18 protein-coding genes and 1 pseudogene are annotated in these 16629 nt (G+C 68.8%); 13 read left to right on the forward strand and 6 right to left on the reverse strand.

The annotated features are described in order from the left end of the window. Nucleotides 1-62: 62 nt before the first annotated feature. Nucleotides 63-1157 carry an NAD(P)H-dependent amine dehydrogenase family protein gene (locus IT779_RS31670; protein ID WP_196153151.1) on the forward strand — a complete coding sequence of 365 codons (1095 nt, stop codon included), beginning with the start codon at nt 63-65 and terminating at the stop codon, nt 1155-1157. Between the two features lie 9 nt (nt 1158-1166). Here the strand turns inward: IT779_RS31670 and IT779_RS31675 are convergent, their stop codons facing one another. From IT779_RS31675 to IT779_RS38625, 3 genes are all read right to left on the reverse strand, one after another. Then, nucleotides 1167-2036 (reverse strand): NmrA family NAD(P)-binding protein, encoded by an 870-nt coding sequence (locus IT779_RS31675; RefSeq protein ID WP_196153152.1) that lies wholly within the window; start codon nt 2034-2036, stop codon nt 1167-1169. Between the two features lie 296 nt (nt 2037-2332). Further along, a complete protein-coding gene (locus IT779_RS31680) occupies nt 2333-2899 on the reverse strand; it encodes a hypothetical protein (RefSeq protein ID WP_196153153.1) in 567 nt (188 codons plus the stop codon). A 563-nt stretch (nt 2900-3462) separates the two neighbouring features. Beyond that, nucleotides 3463-3585: a hypothetical protein gene (locus tag IT779_RS38625; protein ID WP_269781681.1), complete on the reverse strand. Its 123-nt coding sequence runs from the start codon at nt 3583-3585 to the stop codon at nt 3463-3465. A 4-nt stretch (nt 3586-3589) separates the two neighbouring features. Between IT779_RS38625 and IT779_RS31685 the strand changes: the two genes are divergently transcribed. Beyond that, complete coding sequence (locus tag IT779_RS31685) at nt 3590-4087, forward strand: hypothetical protein (protein ID WP_196153154.1); 498 nt, start codon at nt 3590-3592, stop codon at nt 4085-4087. Nucleotides 4088-4249: 162 nt separating this feature from the next. Here IT779_RS31685 and IT779_RS31690 read toward each other — a convergent pair whose 3' ends face one another. After that, nucleotides 4250-5134, reverse strand: coding sequence for an SDR family NAD(P)-dependent oxidoreductase (locus IT779_RS31690; protein WP_196153155.1), 885 nt, complete (start codon nt 5132-5134; stop codon nt 4250-4252). Between the two features lie 337 nt (nt 5135-5471). After that, the gene (locus IT779_RS31695) at nt 5472-5840 is read right to left on the reverse strand and encodes a nuclear transport factor 2 family protein (protein WP_196153156.1); all 369 of its coding nucleotides are present in this window, start codon (nt 5838-5840) and stop codon (nt 5472-5474) included. A gap of 77 nt (nt 5841-5917) precedes the next feature. Between IT779_RS31695 and IT779_RS31700 the strand changes: the two genes are divergently transcribed. Continuing rightward, a complete protein-coding gene (locus IT779_RS31700; protein WP_196153157.1) occupies nt 5918-6523 on the forward strand; it encodes a sigma-70 family RNA polymerase sigma factor in 606 nt (201 codons plus the stop codon). A gap of 218 nt (nt 6524-6741) precedes the next feature. Here the strand turns inward: IT779_RS31700 and IT779_RS31705 are convergent. Beyond that, nucleotides 6742-6843 (reverse strand): annotated as a pseudogene (locus tag IT779_RS31705) (CGNR zinc finger domain-containing protein); the annotation flags it as partial. A gap of 90 nt (nt 6844-6933) precedes the next feature. On the opposite strand from IT779_RS31705, the gene IT779_RS31710 reads away from it, so the two are divergent. The 10 genes from IT779_RS31710 (at nt 6934) to IT779_RS31760 (ending at nt 16624) form a co-directional block, all read left to right on the forward strand. After that, nucleotides 6934-7173 (forward strand): hypothetical protein, encoded by a 240-nt coding sequence (locus tag IT779_RS31710; RefSeq protein ID WP_196153158.1) that lies wholly within the window; start codon nt 6934-6936, stop codon nt 7171-7173. A gap of 297 nt (nt 7174-7470) precedes the next feature. Beyond that, entirely contained in the window at nt 7471-7995 is a 525-nt protein-coding gene (locus tag IT779_RS31715; protein WP_196153159.1) for a hypothetical protein, read from the forward strand. Nucleotides 7996-8010: 15 nt separating this feature from the next. Continuing rightward, nucleotides 8011-9000, forward strand: coding sequence for a GDP-mannose 4,6-dehydratase (gene gmd, locus IT779_RS31720; protein ID WP_196153160.1), 990 nt, complete (start codon nt 8011-8013; stop codon nt 8998-9000). Further along, nucleotides 8997-9896 carry an FkbM family methyltransferase gene (locus IT779_RS31725; RefSeq protein ID WP_196153161.1) on the forward strand — a complete coding sequence of 300 codons (900 nt, stop codon included), beginning with the start codon at nt 8997-8999 and terminating at the stop codon, nt 9894-9896. Before gmd ends, IT779_RS31725 begins: the two co-directional genes overlap by 4 nt. A gap of 2 nt (nt 9897-9898) precedes the next feature. After that, nucleotides 9899-11641: an N-acyl-D-amino-acid deacylase family protein gene (locus IT779_RS31730; protein WP_196153224.1), complete on the forward strand. Its 1743-nt coding sequence runs from the start codon at nt 9899-9901 to the stop codon at nt 11639-11641. Nucleotides 11642-11681: 40 nt separating this feature from the next. After that, on the forward strand, nt 11682-12917 hold the full coding sequence (locus tag IT779_RS31735; protein WP_196153162.1) for an aspartate aminotransferase family protein: 1236 nt from the start codon (nt 11682-11684) through the stop codon (nt 12915-12917). Continuing rightward, complete coding sequence (locus IT779_RS31740) at nt 12914-13171, forward strand: acyl carrier protein (RefSeq protein ID WP_196153163.1); 258 nt, start codon at nt 12914-12916, stop codon at nt 13169-13171. The genes IT779_RS31735 and IT779_RS31740 overlap by 4 nt, the downstream gene beginning before the upstream one ends. Continuing rightward, on the forward strand, nt 13168-14511 hold the full coding sequence (locus IT779_RS37300) for a beta-ketoacyl synthase N-terminal-like domain-containing protein (RefSeq protein WP_198429161.1): 1344 nt from the start codon (nt 13168-13170) through the stop codon (nt 14509-14511). Before IT779_RS31740 ends, IT779_RS37300 begins: the two co-directional genes overlap by 4 nt. Then, nucleotides 14508-15263 (forward strand): 3-oxoacyl-ACP synthase, encoded by a 756-nt coding sequence (locus IT779_RS31755; protein ID WP_196153164.1) that lies wholly within the window; start codon nt 14508-14510, stop codon nt 15261-15263. Before IT779_RS37300 ends, IT779_RS31755 begins: the two co-directional genes overlap by 4 nt. Next, complete coding sequence (locus IT779_RS31760; RefSeq protein ID WP_196153165.1) at nt 15260-16624, forward strand: class I adenylate-forming enzyme family protein; 1365 nt, start codon at nt 15260-15262, stop codon at nt 16622-16624. Before IT779_RS31755 ends, IT779_RS31760 begins: the two co-directional genes overlap by 4 nt. Nucleotides 16625-16629: the final 5 nt, after the last annotated feature.

The raw sequence follows: 16629 nt of genomic DNA on the forward strand, positions 1-16629 counted from the left end.
CCGTAGGTAAGCTGCGGTCGTCGCGGTACTACGCCGACGCTGAACGACAGGAGTGGATACCCATGAGCTCTCCGGTGACCGGGCGAAAGTATCGGGTCGCGCAATGGGCGACCGGCAGCGTCGGCAAGGCGGCGATCCGACACTTCGTCGCCAGCCCGTCCTTCGAACTGGCCGGGGTGCTCGTATACAGCGCGGACAAGGTCGGTCTGGACGCGGGCGATATCGCGGGCACCGCGCCGACCGGCGTGCTCGCCACCGACGACGTCGAACACATCATGGGACTCGACGTCGACTGCGTCTTCTACGCGCCGATCCTGCCCGACGTCGAGGCGATCTGCCGCCTGCTCCGCTCGGGCAAGAACGTCGTGACCACCTGCGGGCCGTTCCATCGCACCGACGACACCGCGGCGGCGCTCGACCTCATCGAGCAGGCATGTCGCGACGGCGGCGCCTCCTACCACACCGGCGGCATCCATCCCGGATACGCGGGCGACCTCCTGCCGCTCACGCTCGCACGCATCACCAGTCGTGTCGACAGCGTCGAGGTGTTCGAGGTGGTCAATTTCCGCCAGGAGCCCTCGAAGTACATCGAGTGGATCGGCATGGGCAAGGACCCGAAGGAATTCTTCGCCGGGCCGACCCTGCTCGGTGCGGCGGTACCCGCGTTCGCGCAATCCATGGCCGTCATCGCGGACGGGTTGGGCCGGACGATCGACAAGGTGACCATCGCCGATATCGAGGTCGCCGTCGCCACCGCCGACATTCACTATGTCGGGACCGAAACCAGCGACATCCCCGGAGTCGCCGGGGTGGTGCGCGCGGGCACCGTGGCCGGTCAGCATCACCGATGGACCGCGTGGGTGGACGGCGCGCCGCTGATCGTCTTCAACGCCGTCTACACGATGGGCGACCAGGATCTGAGTCCCGCGTGGAACGCCGGTGACAGCCACTACCGCATCGTCATCTCCGGTGACCCGCCCAGTGAGATGATCCTGCGCGCCGCCACCGGACCCGACGGTCACGCCCCCTATCTCGGCTACACCTGGACCGCGATGGCGGCGGTCAACGCCATTCCCGCGGTGTGCGAATCCGCGCCGGGGCATGTCGGTCACGTGGAGGTCGGCCTGCCCCGGCTGCCCGGTGTGCTCCGGCCCTAGCCGACACGATCACACGGCGAACGCGGGCAGATGGCGGGCCAGCAGCGTCGAAGCGTCGGCGGGTGCGCGGCCGATCAGTTCCGCGACCGTACCGGTGACCGAGGCGTGCAGTCCGGCCTCCACGCTGCGGTCGATGCCGAGCGCGACCTCGACGTAGTAGTCCGGCACGCCGCGCGCGGCCATCGCCTCGCGCATCTGCTCGGGAGTGGCTGTCGCATAGGTGATCTCGCGTCCGAGGAGCTCGCCGAGGATCGCCGCGATCTCGTGCAGGGTGAGAGCTTCGGGACCCGTCAGGTCGTAGGTGTGGCCGCGCAGGGCGGGATCGAGGACGACGGCGGCCGCGACCTCGGAGATGTCGTGCGGGGCGATCATCGCGATCCGGCCGTTCGGGGAGGTGCCGAACCAGCGTCCGGTGGCCTTGATCGACGGTGCGGCGGTGCGCAGCAGATTGGTCGTGAAGTACGCCGGGCGCAGAATCGTGTGCGGCACACCGCTGTCGGCGAGGTGACGTTCGATGTCGGCGTGCCAGCGGCCGACCGGATTGGGGGAGTCGGGCACGGTGTCGATGGTGGACAGTTTGATCAGGTGCGGCAGAGCGGCTTTCGCGGCGGCGTCGATGAACGCCTTCTCCAGTTCGGTCTGACGCGGATCGGTACCCACCGACAGGAACGCGATGTCGACATCGCGCAGAGCCTCGGCCAGCAACGCGGCATCGTCGAGCGGTCCGACCTGGATCTCCACTCCGGCAGACCCGCCGAGCGCTGTCTCGGCCCGGTCGCGGTCACGGGCCAGAGCGCGGATCGGAAGGTTCTCCCCGCGCAGGCGCCTGGCCAGCCCTGCGGCGACTTGGCCGTTGACGGCGGGAATGAGCACGGTCACGACGCACCTCGCGTTCACTTGACTTTAGTTGACTGAAGTGAGCGTAGTCGGATCGGTGAACGTCCGCAACGAACTCGTGATCGCCGAATTCGACACCCCGCGGCGACAGCCGCGCTGACCGGGTCTGCCTGCCGATCCGCCATCGCGCTACTCGCCGCGGTGACCGCCGTCCACTTCGCCGCCTGCACGGCGGTTTCATGGCCGTTGCCGCGCTGCCCGCGTCGCCTCCTGCGGCTTCCGCGGTGGATGCTGTTGGCGCCGATCGCATTACCGGCGCAGGCAGGCGCCAGGTGAGGTCAGGGCAGGATATTCGGAACTATCTGCGGAGCGCGCTCGGCGACTTCGGATCCGAGCAAGGTGCCCACGTAATACCCGGCGTAGGTTCCGATCACACCGCCGATGATGCCGCCCGCCACGATGCCGATCGGCGCCGCCGCGCCCGCGCTGAGCGGTGTGGCGAGCACCGCGCCCGCCGCGCCGCCGAGCAACGCTCCGGACAGTCCGCCGATGATCTGGCCCGCAGTCTGGCCGATCACGGCCGCGTTCTCGTTCACACCGGCGATCTCGGTCGCGCGCGCCACCGGCGAACCGGCCGGAGTAGATTGCGCCGCAACAGGTTCGACGGCTGCTCGGAATTCCGGTATGCCGACGGCGGACACGGGCGCGGAAATCGACGCGGCCCGGATCGAGTGCGTGACGGGCGACGGCGATTCGAGCGCGGGCTCGGACGCGCTCGCCGGCGCGGCTTGGGCGTTCGCGGTTCCGACGGAGCCGAGGGCGATGACCGCGGGCACGGCGACGGCGATCGGAATCCCGCGCAGCGCCTTGCTTCGTTCGCTCACCGCGCGATGCCTGCCCGCCATAAGGTTTCACCTCTCCGTGCATTCGACTCGTGTCGCCCGAGTATCGTCGGGCGCTCGCCGATCGCACCAGAAATGTGATCTGGTTCGCCCGCGTGCTCCTCGGCTATCGACATCCGTTATAGGGAGATTCGGTGCCGGGCCGGTCGGCATCGAACGTGCCGCCGGGCGGCGTCGAATGCCGACCGTCCCGGCGGGAAGATCAGCTGAAAGGTCCGGGGAACTGCCGGCCGACGCACTGGCCGGTCAGCAGGCTCCACACGATGGTCGTCAGGATATCCAGAACAACGGAGTTCATCGTCACCCTCTCGTGGTCATGGGTTCGCCGAGATATCACCGCGTCGGGCGGCGCGCTGAACAGTAGCCGACTGGTTGCGACCACTGGATTCGACAGCGCATCGCAACCGAACTCTCTGGCGCGTCGTCGGCGTGGCGGCGGTGCGCGGGGCACTCGCGAAGGAACCTCCTCGAATCCGGACCCATCCGTGATGCCGTCGTCGCCGAAGACTCGATGTCCCCACAGACTCGAGAAAGGGCCAGGTCGTGCGAGCTGGTGCATTGCGCATTCACCCGCCGAAATCGGCGAATCCGTACGGGTGCGCGCCTTCGCCGTGGCGGGCACGGTCGCGGACGACTCGCCGGTACACGACGTGGATCGCGCTGGTCGCCACCGCATTGCTGATCGGCATCCTGATGTCCGCGCCCGTCCAAGCCCAGCCCGATTCGACCGAACCGGGCCCCGGCCTGTTCGCGGTTCGCCCGCTCGACGATCTCGACCGCGTCCTCACCGTCGACCCGGCGTCGAAAGCGGCGATCTGCGAGCCGGACAGCGACGAGCCCGACCAGCTGATCCGCATGCGCCCGGTGCGCCGCGTCTACAACGTGCTCAACCTGCGCACCGATCAATACCTCGGCTACTACAGCGACGGTCGCACCGGCTGGGACGATCAACTCGCGGAATGGCAGGTCGTCTCGGTCGACGGTTTCGGGGAGGGCGTCTACACGATCCGCGTCGTCGCCCTCGACGGCCCGTCCGCCAGGGTTCTCACCTACCTCGGTTCCGGCATGACCGGTCTGCGCCCCGCCGCCGCACCCGGAGACCCCGCGTATACCGCGCAGCTGTGGAAATTTGAGCGCGAAACCGGCAATCGCCCCTACTCGGGAGAGCTGGACTCGCCTACCGGTTCCTAACCGGCGACCCGGTCACCTCCTGGGCGGCCGCGTGGAAGTCGACTGTGATCGGTATTCCCGCCCGCGCCCGCTCACCGCGCCTGCCCGCCCGAGGATTTCGGCTGTCCGCGAATTCGTCTCGTACCACCCGGCTCTCGCCGAACCGAGCGGGCCGCGGACACGTCAGTCGCTCAGGAGCCTCTGGGTCGCCTCGTAGACCGCACGCCGATATTCCCGATCCCGTGAGCGCGCCGAGGACAGCTTCACCCGGCCTTTGTCTTCGGCACGGACCGCACGCAGGTAACTGCCGGTCGGATGCGCTTGGTCGCCGACGGCCGTCGTCACCACCGTGCGAGCGGGCCGCTCCGGCGCGGACATCAGGAGCCCGCCGACCATGCCGATGAGTCGCAGCGGACCGCCCGCGCTGCGCTGGAATCCGGTCCGCACCGCCCCCGGATCCACCGCGTACACCGCGATCCGATCACGCCACCGCTCGGCGAGTTCGTAGGTGTAGGCGAGATTGGTGAGCTTGCTCGTCGCATACGCCCGCATCTGCGACCATTCCGCCGGGAAGGTCCAGTCCTCGACCGGACGGGCCCTCGCCTCCAGATAGGAGGTCACCATGATCACCCGTGGCGGCACGTCCGGTCGCCCGTCGACGGGCCGGAGATGGAATTCGAGGCCACGGGCGAGTCCCGCGACCGCCAGATGGTTGACGGCCATGGTCCGCTCGACCCCGTCCGCGGACACCGCACGCCGATCGAATGCCGCACCCGCGTTGTTCACCAGCACGTTGATTCCGTCCGGAGCCGCATGCCGCACCTGATCGACGAGTTCGCGTACCCCCGAAAGTGTTTCGATGTCTGCGTACACCGGCACCACCCTGCCCTGCTCCGCGCCGATCCGCGCAACGGCCTCCGCCGCCCGTTCGACGCCGCGCCCGTGCACCAACACCGTGGCGCCGAGTCGCGCCAGCCCGCGAGCCACCGAGAACCCGATACCGCTGGTCGCTCCGGTCACCAGCACGGTCGAAGCGGAGTGATCCGCCGAAGAATTCGTTGTGTCCATTGCTTCCATTCTCGGAGTCCGGAATGGAATAGCCATACCAACACGCATTCGGCAGCGAATACGCGCAATGCGCGTGTTCATGGAATCAGACTTCACCGTCTATCACCTTCGGCGTGGTCGTCCGCCGCCGTCGACACCACGCCGGACCATCGCCGACCGGCAGCGGACGCCCAATTCGCAGGGCTGCTTTGTCCGTGTCCCCCAACGCTGGCGCGTCGGGGCTGTGTCGGTTGGTCGGATATCCATGCTCACCGGCCGTGGTGTCGAGGTCGGCGTCGTCGGCGACCTCGGCACGGTCACGGTGTGGTTGGTCGGCGAAGTCGTTGATGGAAGGGAGTCAGAAGAACGGGTGGGGGTTGGGTGTCTGTTCGGGGATTTGCTGGACGACGTCCCAGTGTTCGGCTATTCGCCCGGCCTTGGCGCGGAACAGGTCCACCGCGGCGATCCCGGGGCCGGAACCGGTATCGATGTGGGTGTGCACGGCGGCGTAGTCGCCGTCGACCAGCAGGTGGCGTACCGAAACGGTGCTGGTGTGCAGCCATTGCGCGGAGTGCAGGTAGGCCGCGAACGCCGCGCGGCCGGGGCCTGCGACGCCGGGGTTGTGGGATCGGAAGTCCTCGTGCAGCAGCTCCAGGAAGCCGCCGAGGTCACCGCTGGTGAAGCGGGTCACCGCCGTTGTCACGAGATCGCGCGTTGTTGTCGTCATATCCTGAACGACGAGCGCGGCACCGATGCCGTCACACGTGTGACGCGGGTACCCCGCGCGACGTCATCATGGGTGTGATGGACGACTTCGAATACGATCGCGTGGCCTTGGTCAAGCTCGCGCAGCGCATTGTCGGTGACGCCGCCGAAGCCGAGGACGTCGTACAGGAGAGCTGGTTGCGCTGGCACCGCGTGGACACCTCGACTCTCGACAATCCCCGTGCCTACCTGCACCGGCTGGTCACCCACCAGGCGATCGACCAGCTCCGGCGCGTGCGTTCCCGGCCCGAGACCGTGGCGCTGCCGGAGGATCTGGCCGGACCCGACAGCGATGGCGCCCTGGCGGAGGCGGTGTCGGCCGGAATGCTGTTGCTGCTGGAAACTCTCGATCCGGTCGAGCGGACGGTGTTCCTGCTGCACGAGGTCTTCGGTTATTCCCACGCCGAGATCGCCCCGGTCGTGGCGCGTACCGAGCGGGCGGTGCGGCAGTTGGCCTACCGCGCGCGTGGACGTGTCCGGTCACGGCAGTCGCGGTATCGCCCCACCCCCGCCGAACACCGTGTGAGCACCCTGCGGTTTCTGCTGGCCACGGATTCCGGTCAGCTGTTGTCCTATGCCGACTCGTGCGGCGCGGGCACCGGCGGTCGCTCGCCTACCGTCGGCGGCGGTGCCGAATCTCGCTGAGCGATGGACCTTACCGCTGGCGCCCGGCCCGGGGGCTGTGCGCACAGCAGCGTCACCGGGTTGCGCAGTGCAGCGGCGCTGCGCGCGCCGCTGCTCTGCCGCCACCGGCTCCGCATGAACCGGATGAGCGGCGGCAAGGATGGTATGCCCCCGCACCCGAGGGTCACCGTTACCGCTCCACCCTGATCGGCGACAGTCCTGCGACAGCGACGGAACGTTCACGCGTAGGCGGCATCGCGGTACCTGCGTACCGCCATTCGATTGCCGCATTTCGGCGAGCAGTAGCGCTGCCGTCCGTTGCGAGAGGTGCCCGCGAAAAGATGGAATAGCCATACCAACACGCGTTTTGCAGCGAATACGCGCAGTGCGCGTGTTCATGGGATCAGACGTTACCGTCTGGCACCCTCGGCGTGGCTGTCCGGTCGGCGGCCAGCGGGCGCGTCGATGCCTTGGCGTTCCTGAACAGCACCTTCCGCACGGTCGACGCCGTGCGGCAGGTGCGTGTGCTGATCATCGACGCCGCGCGCACCGGTGCGCGGGGCAGTACTCGGGTCGTGAGCGGCGTCGAGGTATGCGGCGTGCAGGTCCAGGAACGCGACATCCATGTGGGCGTTCGTTCGGGCCGGGGGTTGATCGTCGTCGTGCCGTAATACGCTGCGTCTCTTGCATATTAGTCCCCGCTCGGAGCGGCGGTCGACGGGTTGTCCTTTGCGCAGGCAACAGGGCAACCCCTTGTCCGGTGGTGTGCGCGAGCGCAATGCTGGAATCAGTCTCCGGCGTTGCGGACTGCACATTCCGAAGACGTCTCGCGATTCGCACGGCGTCTCGTCGAATTCCTCTCGTCGAATTCCATTGGGGGCAATGTTGTATTTCGACTTCCCATCCGGCCGCATCGTGTCGGCAGCGCTGTTCGACTCCGGGCGGTAGCGTTGACTTCCTTATCCAGGTTGCCGAATCAATCGGCCGACATCGTCGCGGACGCGCTGACAGAATTCTCCTCGGCGCCGCCGCAGACCCGTATGCTGCTGCACGCGGACGGTTCGACGACAGCACTGTTGGAGGCGCTGGTCGCCGCACCCCTTTCGGTACAGGTGGAACAGCAGCGCGTGATCCGGGCGGACGACGTCTCCGATGTCGTCCGCGATCTGCTCGGCGCCGCGCGCTCGGCGATGGTGGTCGAGCGCCGATCCCGAATCCTCGCCGTCGAACGCGATGTCGTCAGCGTGAACAGGGTCATCTTCGCCGGTCCCGATCGCGAGGCGCTGGTCCCGCCCGAGGATGTACTGCTCGGCCCGCACCTGCGCGATATCGGTCTCGCCGTTCGGCGCACCCGGTTGGCGGCTTCGCGGGAATTCTGGCCCGCGCACGGTCCGCGGGTGCGCTGCGGCAGCAAGACATACGTCATGGAATGCGGTTTCGCGGGCCGGGTGTATGTGCACGAACGGTTCAACCCCGAATTCGTCCCGCTGTAGAGGAGGCGGTATCGCGTGAAGAAGGCGCTGATCACCGGTATCACCGGGCAGGACGGGTCCTATCTGGCCGAATTGCTGCTCGGTAAAGGTTACGAAGTTCACGGACTGGTACGGCGGAGTTCGTCGTTCAATACCCGACGGCTCGATCACATCTATCGCGATCCGCACGAATCCGGGCGCCGACTGTATCTGCACTACGGCGATATCGGTGACGCGAGCAGATTGGTGACGCTGCTCGCTCGGATCGAGCCCGACGAGGTCTATCACCTCGCCGCGCAATCGCATGTGCGCGTCAGTTTCGACGAGCCCGAGCACACCGGCGATGTCACCGGCATCGGCACCACCCGATTACTCGAGGCGATTCTGATATCGAAGGTCGACACCCGCTTCTATCAGGCGTCCTCGTCGGAAATGTTCGGCGCCGCGCCGCCGCCGCAGGACGAGCAGACCATCTTCTATCCGCGCAGTCCCTACGGCGCGGCGAAGGTCTACAGCTATTGGATGACGCGCAACTATCGGGAGGCGCACGGGATCTACGCGGTCAACGGGATCCTGTTCAACCACGAATCTCCCCGTCGCGGTGAGACATTCGTGACCCGCAAGATCGCCAAGGCGGCGGCGCGGATCAAGGCGGGCCTGCAATCGCGAGTCTATCTCGGCAATCTCGACGCGATCCGGGACTGGGGATACGCGCCGGAATACGTCGAAGGGATGTGGCAGATGATGCAACTCGACGAGCCGGCCGACTACGTGTTGGCCACCGGAGTGGGAACCACGGTGCGCGAATTCGCCGAACAGTGCTTCGCCCACGTCGGATTGGATTGGCGCGAACACGTCCGCCACGACGAGGTATATCTGCGGCCCGCCGAGGTCGAGTCGCTGATCGGCGATGCCACCAAGGCGCGTTCGGCGTTCGGCTGGAAGGCGCACACCTCGGCCGACGAGCTGGCGCGGATCATGGTCGAGGCCGAACTCGCGCTCCCCGAGACGGCGTCGACCCGATGAGCGCCGCTACCCACGGGAGTTGGCGCACCGCGCTGGACCGGCGGGCGCGCGGCGGTTGGCGCGAGCGGCTGCGCCATCCGCTGCGAACATCGTTTCCGACGACGGCCGAGCTGCGCGAGCGCCGACACCGCGGCCTCGGCGCGACCTCGACGGCGCGGACGTTCTGGGGGCAGCCGATGACGATCGCGCTGCCCGAGGAGGTGTCGATCGCGATCCACCGACACGGATTCGTCGACTACGACCTCACCGCCTACCTGCTGGCGCATCTGCGCGACGGCGCGACGATTCTCGACGTCGGTGCGCATATCGGTTACTACACGATGCTGACCAGCGCGCTGATCGGACCGCGGGGCGCGGTGGTGTCGTTCGAGCCGACGCCCTCGACATTGACGGTGCTGCGCGAGAACGCCGCCCGGCGCCCGAATGTCACCGTCGTTCCCGCCGCCGTGTGGTCGGCCCGTGACGAATTGGAGTTCCACGACCACGGTTTGGGCTACAGCGCCTACAACTCGGCGTTCCAGGCCAGGTTGCCCGAGGCCGTGCGGGTCCGGCTGCCGTCGAACGAACTCAGGGTCGAGGCGGTCTGCCTCGACGACTATGTTCGCGAGTCGGGGATACGCGCCGACTTCGTCAAGATCGATGCCGAAAGCGCTGAGGCGCATGTGCTCTCGGGAATGCGGGAGATGCTGGCGCGGCAACGTCCGGTCCTTTCGCTCGAGGTCGGAGACCTCGAGGTCGCGGGCGCTCCCCACAGCCGGGAGCTGGTCGAGACGGTGATCGCCGCCGGGTACCGGGTCTGGGAGTTGCGCGACGGCGAGCCGGTGCCGCATCAGCCGCGCGAGGTCTACGACTACCAGAACCTGATATTCACCCCCGCCGACCGGAAGGACGAATGATGTTGCACGATCTGATAATTCGCAACGGCACGGTGTGCGACGGCTCAGGTTCGCCCGTCCGCACCGCCGATGTCGCGGTCGATGACGGCGTCATCACGCGGGTGGGCCGGGTGGGCGGTGACCGCGGCCGAACCGAGATCGACGCCGACGGCCACCTGATCACTCCCGGTTTCGTGGATATCCACACCCACTTCGACGGGCAGGTCAGCTGGGATCCGCAACTGACGCCGAGTTGCTGGCACGGCGTGACCACCGTCGTGATGGGCAACTGCGGTGTCGGCTTCGCACCCGCGGCGCCGGAGCGCCACGACTGGCTGATCGGCCTGATGGAAGGTGTCGAAGACATTCCCGGCGCGTCGCTGTCGGAGGGCATCCGCTGGGAATGGGAGAGCTTCCCCGAATACCTCGACGCCGTGGCGGCGATGCCGAGGGCGATCGACGTCGCCGCGCAGGTACCGCACGGCGCGCTGCGGGCCTATGTGATGGGCGAGCGCGGCGCGGCCGATCAACCGCCGACCGAGGCCGATCTGGAGCGGATGTGCGCGCTGGTCCGGGAGGGGTTGCGCGCGGGCGCGATAGGCTTCTCGACCTCGCGCACCCTGACCCATCTGGCGATCACCGGTGATCCGGTGCCGGGTACCTTCGCGGCCGAGGACGAATTGTTCGCTCTGGGTGGCGTACTCGGCGCCGAGGGGACCGGGGTGTTCCAGCTGGTGCCGCTCGGCGCGGGCGGTGAGAAGGTCGACGATCCGCTCGGCGAGATCGCCTGGATGCGCAAACTGTCCGCCGTGGTCGGTCGTCCGATCACCTTCGGCCTGTTCCAGAACGACAACGACCCCGACGGATGGCGCGAACTGTTCCAGATCGCCGAGGACGCGGTGGCGAGCGGGGCGGATCTACACCCGCAGGTGGCGGGCAGGCCGTTCAGCGTCATCATCAGCCTCGACTCCACCCATCCGTTCCACAAGCGACCGTCCTACCGGCAGATCGCGCACCTGGATGCCGCCCGGCGGCGCGCGGCGATGCGCGAACCCGCTCTGCGCGAACGGATTCTGAGCGAACGGCCGGTCGGCTCCGATCCGCGCTCGGCGCTGTTCCCACAGGGATACGAGCGGCACTTCCCGATGAGCGCCGAGGCACCGGACTACGAGCCCGCGGCGGATAAGTCCTTCGACGCGCTCGCCCGTCGCGCCGGTGCGAACCCGGAGGCGCTCATCTACGACTTCCTCGCCTCCGACGACACCAGCGGCATGATATTCCGGCCCCTGCTCGGCTATTCGGAGTTCACGCTCGACCCGATCCGGGAGATGCTGCTGCACCCGCAGGCGGTGCTCGGACTCAGCGACGCGGGCGCGCACTGCCGTCTGATCTGTGACGCGAGTACGCCGACGTCGATGCTCACGCACTGGGCGCGCGACCGTGATCGCGGTGCCAGGTTGCCGCTGGAATTCATTGTCCGCAAACAAACCTACGATACCGCCCGGCTCTACGGGCTGCGCGACCGCGGCCTGCTCCGTCCCGGATACCGCGCCGACATCAATGTGATCGACATGGAGACATTGCGCCTGCGGGCACCGGAATTCGTGTTCGACCTGCCCGCGGGTGGCGGTCGGCTCATCCAGCGGGCCGACGGGTACGCCGCGACCGTGGTGGCGGGCGAGATCACCTACCGCGACGGTCAGGCGACGGGTGCGCTGCCCGGCCGCCTGGTGCGCGGGACGAAATCCGGGCCGGTGCCGCGGTGAGCGCGGCGGCCGGAACGACATCATCTGGGAGGACAGGATCATGACCGAAGTCGTCGGAAAGCTCCGTCTCGACGGGTCGAAGGAATTGCTCGCGCGCGGCAGGTCGGTCGATGCCACCCTGTCCGAGGAAGACTACGTGATCGCTCGGGACCGTCTGGTGGAGGGCGCGTACCCGATCTTCGGCGAACGTGCCCGCGGCGCGCGGGTGTGGGATGTGGACGGCAACGAATATCTCGACTTCATGCTGGCCTACGGCACGATCATCCTCGGCCACGCCGACCCGGCGGTCTCGGACGCGGCGCGGCGTGAGATCGAGGAGGGCTTCTCGATCACGCTACGCAAGCGGATTCACGTCGAGCTGGCCGAGCGGCTGGTGGCGACCATCCCCGGGGCGGAACGGGTCTTCATTCTCAAAACCGGGTCCGACGCCACCAGCGCGGCGGTACGGCTGGCGCGCGCGTACACCGGTCGCGACCGGGTGGTGCGCTGGGGTTACAACGGCTGGCACGACTGGGCGGCGCAGCGCCCCGGCGGCATACCGGACACGGTGCGTTCCCAGGTCGCTACGTTCGACTACAACGATTTGGACAGTCTGCGTACGGTATTCGAGCGCCACTGCGGCGAGATTGCCTGCCTGCTGCTGATGCCGTTCGAATTGGAAGCGCCCGCACCGGGTTTCCTTCAGGGCGCGATCGACATCGCGCACGAGCACGGCGCGCTGGTGGTCTTCGACGAGATGCGTTCGGGATTCCGTGTCTCGTTGGGCGGCGCGCAGGAATTGTTCGGTGTGCGAGCCGATCTAGCGACCTTCAGCAAGGCCATGGCCAATGGCTGGGCGGTATCGGCACTCACCGGACGCGCCGATGTGATGGCCATGGTCGGCAGGACCCACATCTCCTCCACCTTCTATAGCAATACGGTGTCCATGGCCGCGGCGGTCGCGACGATCGACCAACTCGCCGACGGTTCGGCGCTGGCCAGGATCGAGACCATGGGCAGGCGTTTACAGGACGGGCTCGCGGCGTCGGCGCGCGAGCACGGTGTTCCCGCGCGGATGCTCGGGGTACCGCAGATGCCGTTCCTCGCCTTCGATCATCCCGCCCCGGAACGCGCACAGGCGCTGCGTGACACATTCTTCGCCGAGACCACCCGCCGCGGGGTGCTGCTGCACCCGACACACCACTGGTTCGTGTGCGCGGCCACCACCGACGCCGACATCGAGTTCGCACTCGACGCGGGCGAGCAGGCGATGCGGCTGGCGGCGGGTGTGGCATGAGCGCGAGCACCGATGTGGCGATCTCGGCGATGCTGCGGACCCGACTGGCCCGGCGCCTAGGCGAGGAGGACGCGCTGTCCTGGCTGAGCGACACCGAACCGCTGGCCGAGGCCGGGGTCGATTCGATCCTGATCATCGGGATCGTCGGCGAACTGGAACAGCAACTCGGCGTCACCCTCGGTGACGACGCGGTGCTGGAGGCGGCGACCATCGGTTCGCTCGCGGCCGCGCTGAGCCGAGGGGAACGCTCGTGAGTGTAGGAACGCGGCCCGACCGGTCGCAGACCTCGATCACCGCCGACACCGTCGCGATCACCGCGCTCGGCGTCTGCGGCCCGAGCGGAGTCGGGGTGCGCGCCCTGTGGACGGCGCTGGCCGATGGTGTGTCGCATCTGCCTCCCATCACCGAGTTCGATGTCTCGGCGGCCACCGTGCGCCGCGCGGGCCGGGTACCAGGCGTCAGTCCCGAAGCACGCGACGGCACCGGCGACGGGCCGGGATGGCGCGCGCTCGACCTCGCGGAAATTGCTGTGCGCGAGGCGATATCGGGCCTGGACGCGGACGCGCTGGAACGGACCGCGCTGGTACTCGGCACCACCGACCCCGGTGCGGTGCCACCGCGGCACGGGCAGATGGCGGGTGATCTCGCCGCGGCCTGCGCCCGGCGGGTCGGCTTGGGCGGGGAGGCAATCACGGTCGCGAGCGCGTCGGCCGCGGGCGCGGCGGCCATCGGCATCGCGCGCGATCTGATCGCCACCGGCGCCGCGCCCTCGGTCATCGCGGGCGGCGCCGACGCGGTGACCGATATGGCCTTCCTCGGATTGAACGCACTGCGCACCCTCGGCCCGGAGGGATGCAGGCCGTTCAGTTCGCGGCGGCGCGGTATAGGCCTGTCCGAGGGCGCGGCCGTACTGCGGCTCGAACGGCACGCAGGCAGGTCCCCCGAGGCGGGCGGTGGCGAGTCACCCGAGGTGAACGGCGGCGGGCTGCCCGAGGCGGCGGGGGGCGGCCTGCCCCAGGTGAACGGTGACGGGCGGCCCCGAGTGATCGGTGGCGAGTCGCCTGTGTCGGCGGCAGGCGGACCGCCGGTGTCCACGGGTGGCGAATCGCAGGCGGTCGTGCTGGCGGGATGCGGATTGACCAATGCCACAACGCATCTGGCTGCCCCCGGTGCGGACGGCATCGAGTTGGCGGTGCGCCTCGCGCTGGCCGACGCCGGGCTCGGGCCCGAGGACGTCGATTTCGTCAATGCCCACGGTCCCGGCACGCGCCGGGGCGACGATGCCGAGATCGCGGCGCTGCGCGCGGTTTTCGGCGCGCGGTTGTCCTCGGTTCCGGTGAACAGCCTCAAGGGTGTGCTGTGGCATCTACAGGGCGGGGCGGGCGCCGTGGAAGCGCTCGCCTGCGCGCTGTCGCTCATCCACGGTGCGGTCACCCCGACCTGGGGCTCCGATCCGGTCGATCCGGCCTACGCGGATCTGGACCTGGTCGGCGGCACCGTGCCGCGGCCGGTCCCCGGACTGCGCACCGCCCTGACCATCTCGTGCGGGCTCGGTGGCATGAACACCGCGCTCGTCCTGCGGAGGCCGTCATGAACGAACCCGTCCTGATCACCGCCGCGGTATCGGGTCCGGTGGATACCGAGCCGCTGTGGCGCGCGCACGCCGCAGGGGCGGACGGAAGGCGCGAGGTCGACAGGCTCACCCGCGCGCTACCCGAACGCATCGCGGAGATCGCGGGCGCCGCGTTGGAGAACGGCCCCGACCCCGAGCGCACCGGCTGCGTCGTGGGTTCGGCCTACGGGTCGGGTCACGTCGCCGAGACCATCCGTGCCAGGCTCGACGCGGACGCCCGATCCTCGCTGGCACCGGAATCGTTCATCTACTTCAACGCGCACGGCATCACGTCCCTGCTGTGCCTGCGGCATCGGCTGCGAGGGTTCAGCACGACGATTCTCGGAGCCGAGGCGGGTATGCAGGCGCTCGCGGTCGCGCTGCGCAGGTTGCGGATGGACCCGAGCCGTCCGCTGCTCTGCGGCGGCTACGAGATGCTGAGTCCGGCCGCCGCTGCGGCATTGCACACCGACCGCACGCCGGGTTCGGTGGCATTCCTGGTGTTGGAGAGCGCGTACGAAGCCCGTGCTCGCGGCGCTTCTGTGCTGGCTACGATCGACTCGGTGCGGACCGAACCGGCGCGGGTCGGCCTCGGCGCCGATGTCGGGGTGAGTGCCCCGATCGCGGCCATCGCCGCGGCGCTGCGCGATCGGACCCCGGTGGCGGATCCGTTCACCGCGGTCGCGCACGGCGCGCGGCACAGCTACCGCTGCACGGTGGGAGCGGCGGCATGAGCGCTGAAGATGTCCTGCTCGACGTGCTGACCTTCCATATCCGCCGTGGCCGTGGCGAGCGCGCGGCCGTCCTCGATCAGGACGGGACGACCACCTACGCCGAGTTGGCGCGGTCCGTGGAACAGCGTGTTCGCGAGTTGCGCACGGCGGGTGTGCGCGCGGGCACTCCGGTCGGCGTCGTGATGACCGCGCGCGTGCGCTCGATCGTCGACTTCGCCGCCGCCAACGCGATCGGTGCGGCGGTTCTGGTTCTGCAGGAACGGATGGTCGCCGGGGAGCGCACCGCCGCGCTGAGCGACTTCGGTGCCGCGCGGGTGATCGGACCGGACGGCATCGACGGTCCGCGCTCGCGCGATCGGCGCCACGACGAGTCGACGTTCGCGGTGACGAGTTCCGGCACCACCGGTCGTCCGAAGGTCATCTCCCGCGCGTGGGCGGGCACATTGCGCAACTCGGCGGACTTCGCGCGGACATTCGGTATCGACGTCGACGACATCGTGCTCACCACCAGCCCGCTCGGCCACAGTTACGCCATCGAGGCGGGCACCTTCGCGGTGTTCCGCGCGGGCGCGTGCCAGATGGTCCCCGAGGGACCGCTGAGCCCGGCCAGGGCACGGACGCTGATCGAGCGGCACCGGCCGACGATCCTGCAGACGGTTCCCATCGTCCTGGACTGGTGGGGACGCGGCGGTGTCGCGCGGGCGACGCCGTGGCGCCGCTGCGTGAGCGCTGGGGAGGCGCTGCCCGCGCCTGCGGCCGCGCGTTGGCGCGCCGAGGAGGTTCCGGTCTTCGACCACTACGGCAACTCGGAGCTGGGCCAGCTCACCCTCGATCCCGACGGCGGTTCCTTGACCGCAGGGGTGGGTCGGGCGCTTCCCGACGTGCAACTGCGGGCGGGCGAGGGGTCACCGGCGCCGGTTTCGGCCCGCGTCACCGGACTGGCACCCGTGCGGTTCGAGGCGGGCGCACCGGTTCCGTTGGCCGACGCCGACGGCTGGGTCACCACCGGTGACCTCGGGGTGATCGAGCGCGACGGCCTGCGCCTGACCGGGCGCGGCGACATGGTCATCAATATCGGCGGCAACAAGGTCTCGCCCATCGAGGTCGAGGAGGTCATGCGCTCGCTGCCCGGTGTCGAGGACTGCGCGGTCGTCGGCCGCCACGGCCCGGACGGGCGGCGCCAGGTGTGGGCCTTCGTCGAAGCCGACGACGTGGCCTTCGACGCCGCCGCACTGCGGCGCCGGGCGGGGGAGGTACTGACCTCGTTCAAGGTGCCCGCGGTGATCCGCCGCGTCGACGCACTGCCGAGGACGGGCAGCGGAAAACTGCGCCGCGGCCTGCTGATCGAGGACGAAAGCTGACGGAG

Origin of the sequence: Nocardia bovistercoris, from assembly GCF_015674855.1 — a bacterium.
Classification (GTDB): Bacteria; Actinomycetota; Actinomycetes; order Mycobacteriales; family Mycobacteriaceae; genus Nocardia; species Nocardia bovistercoris.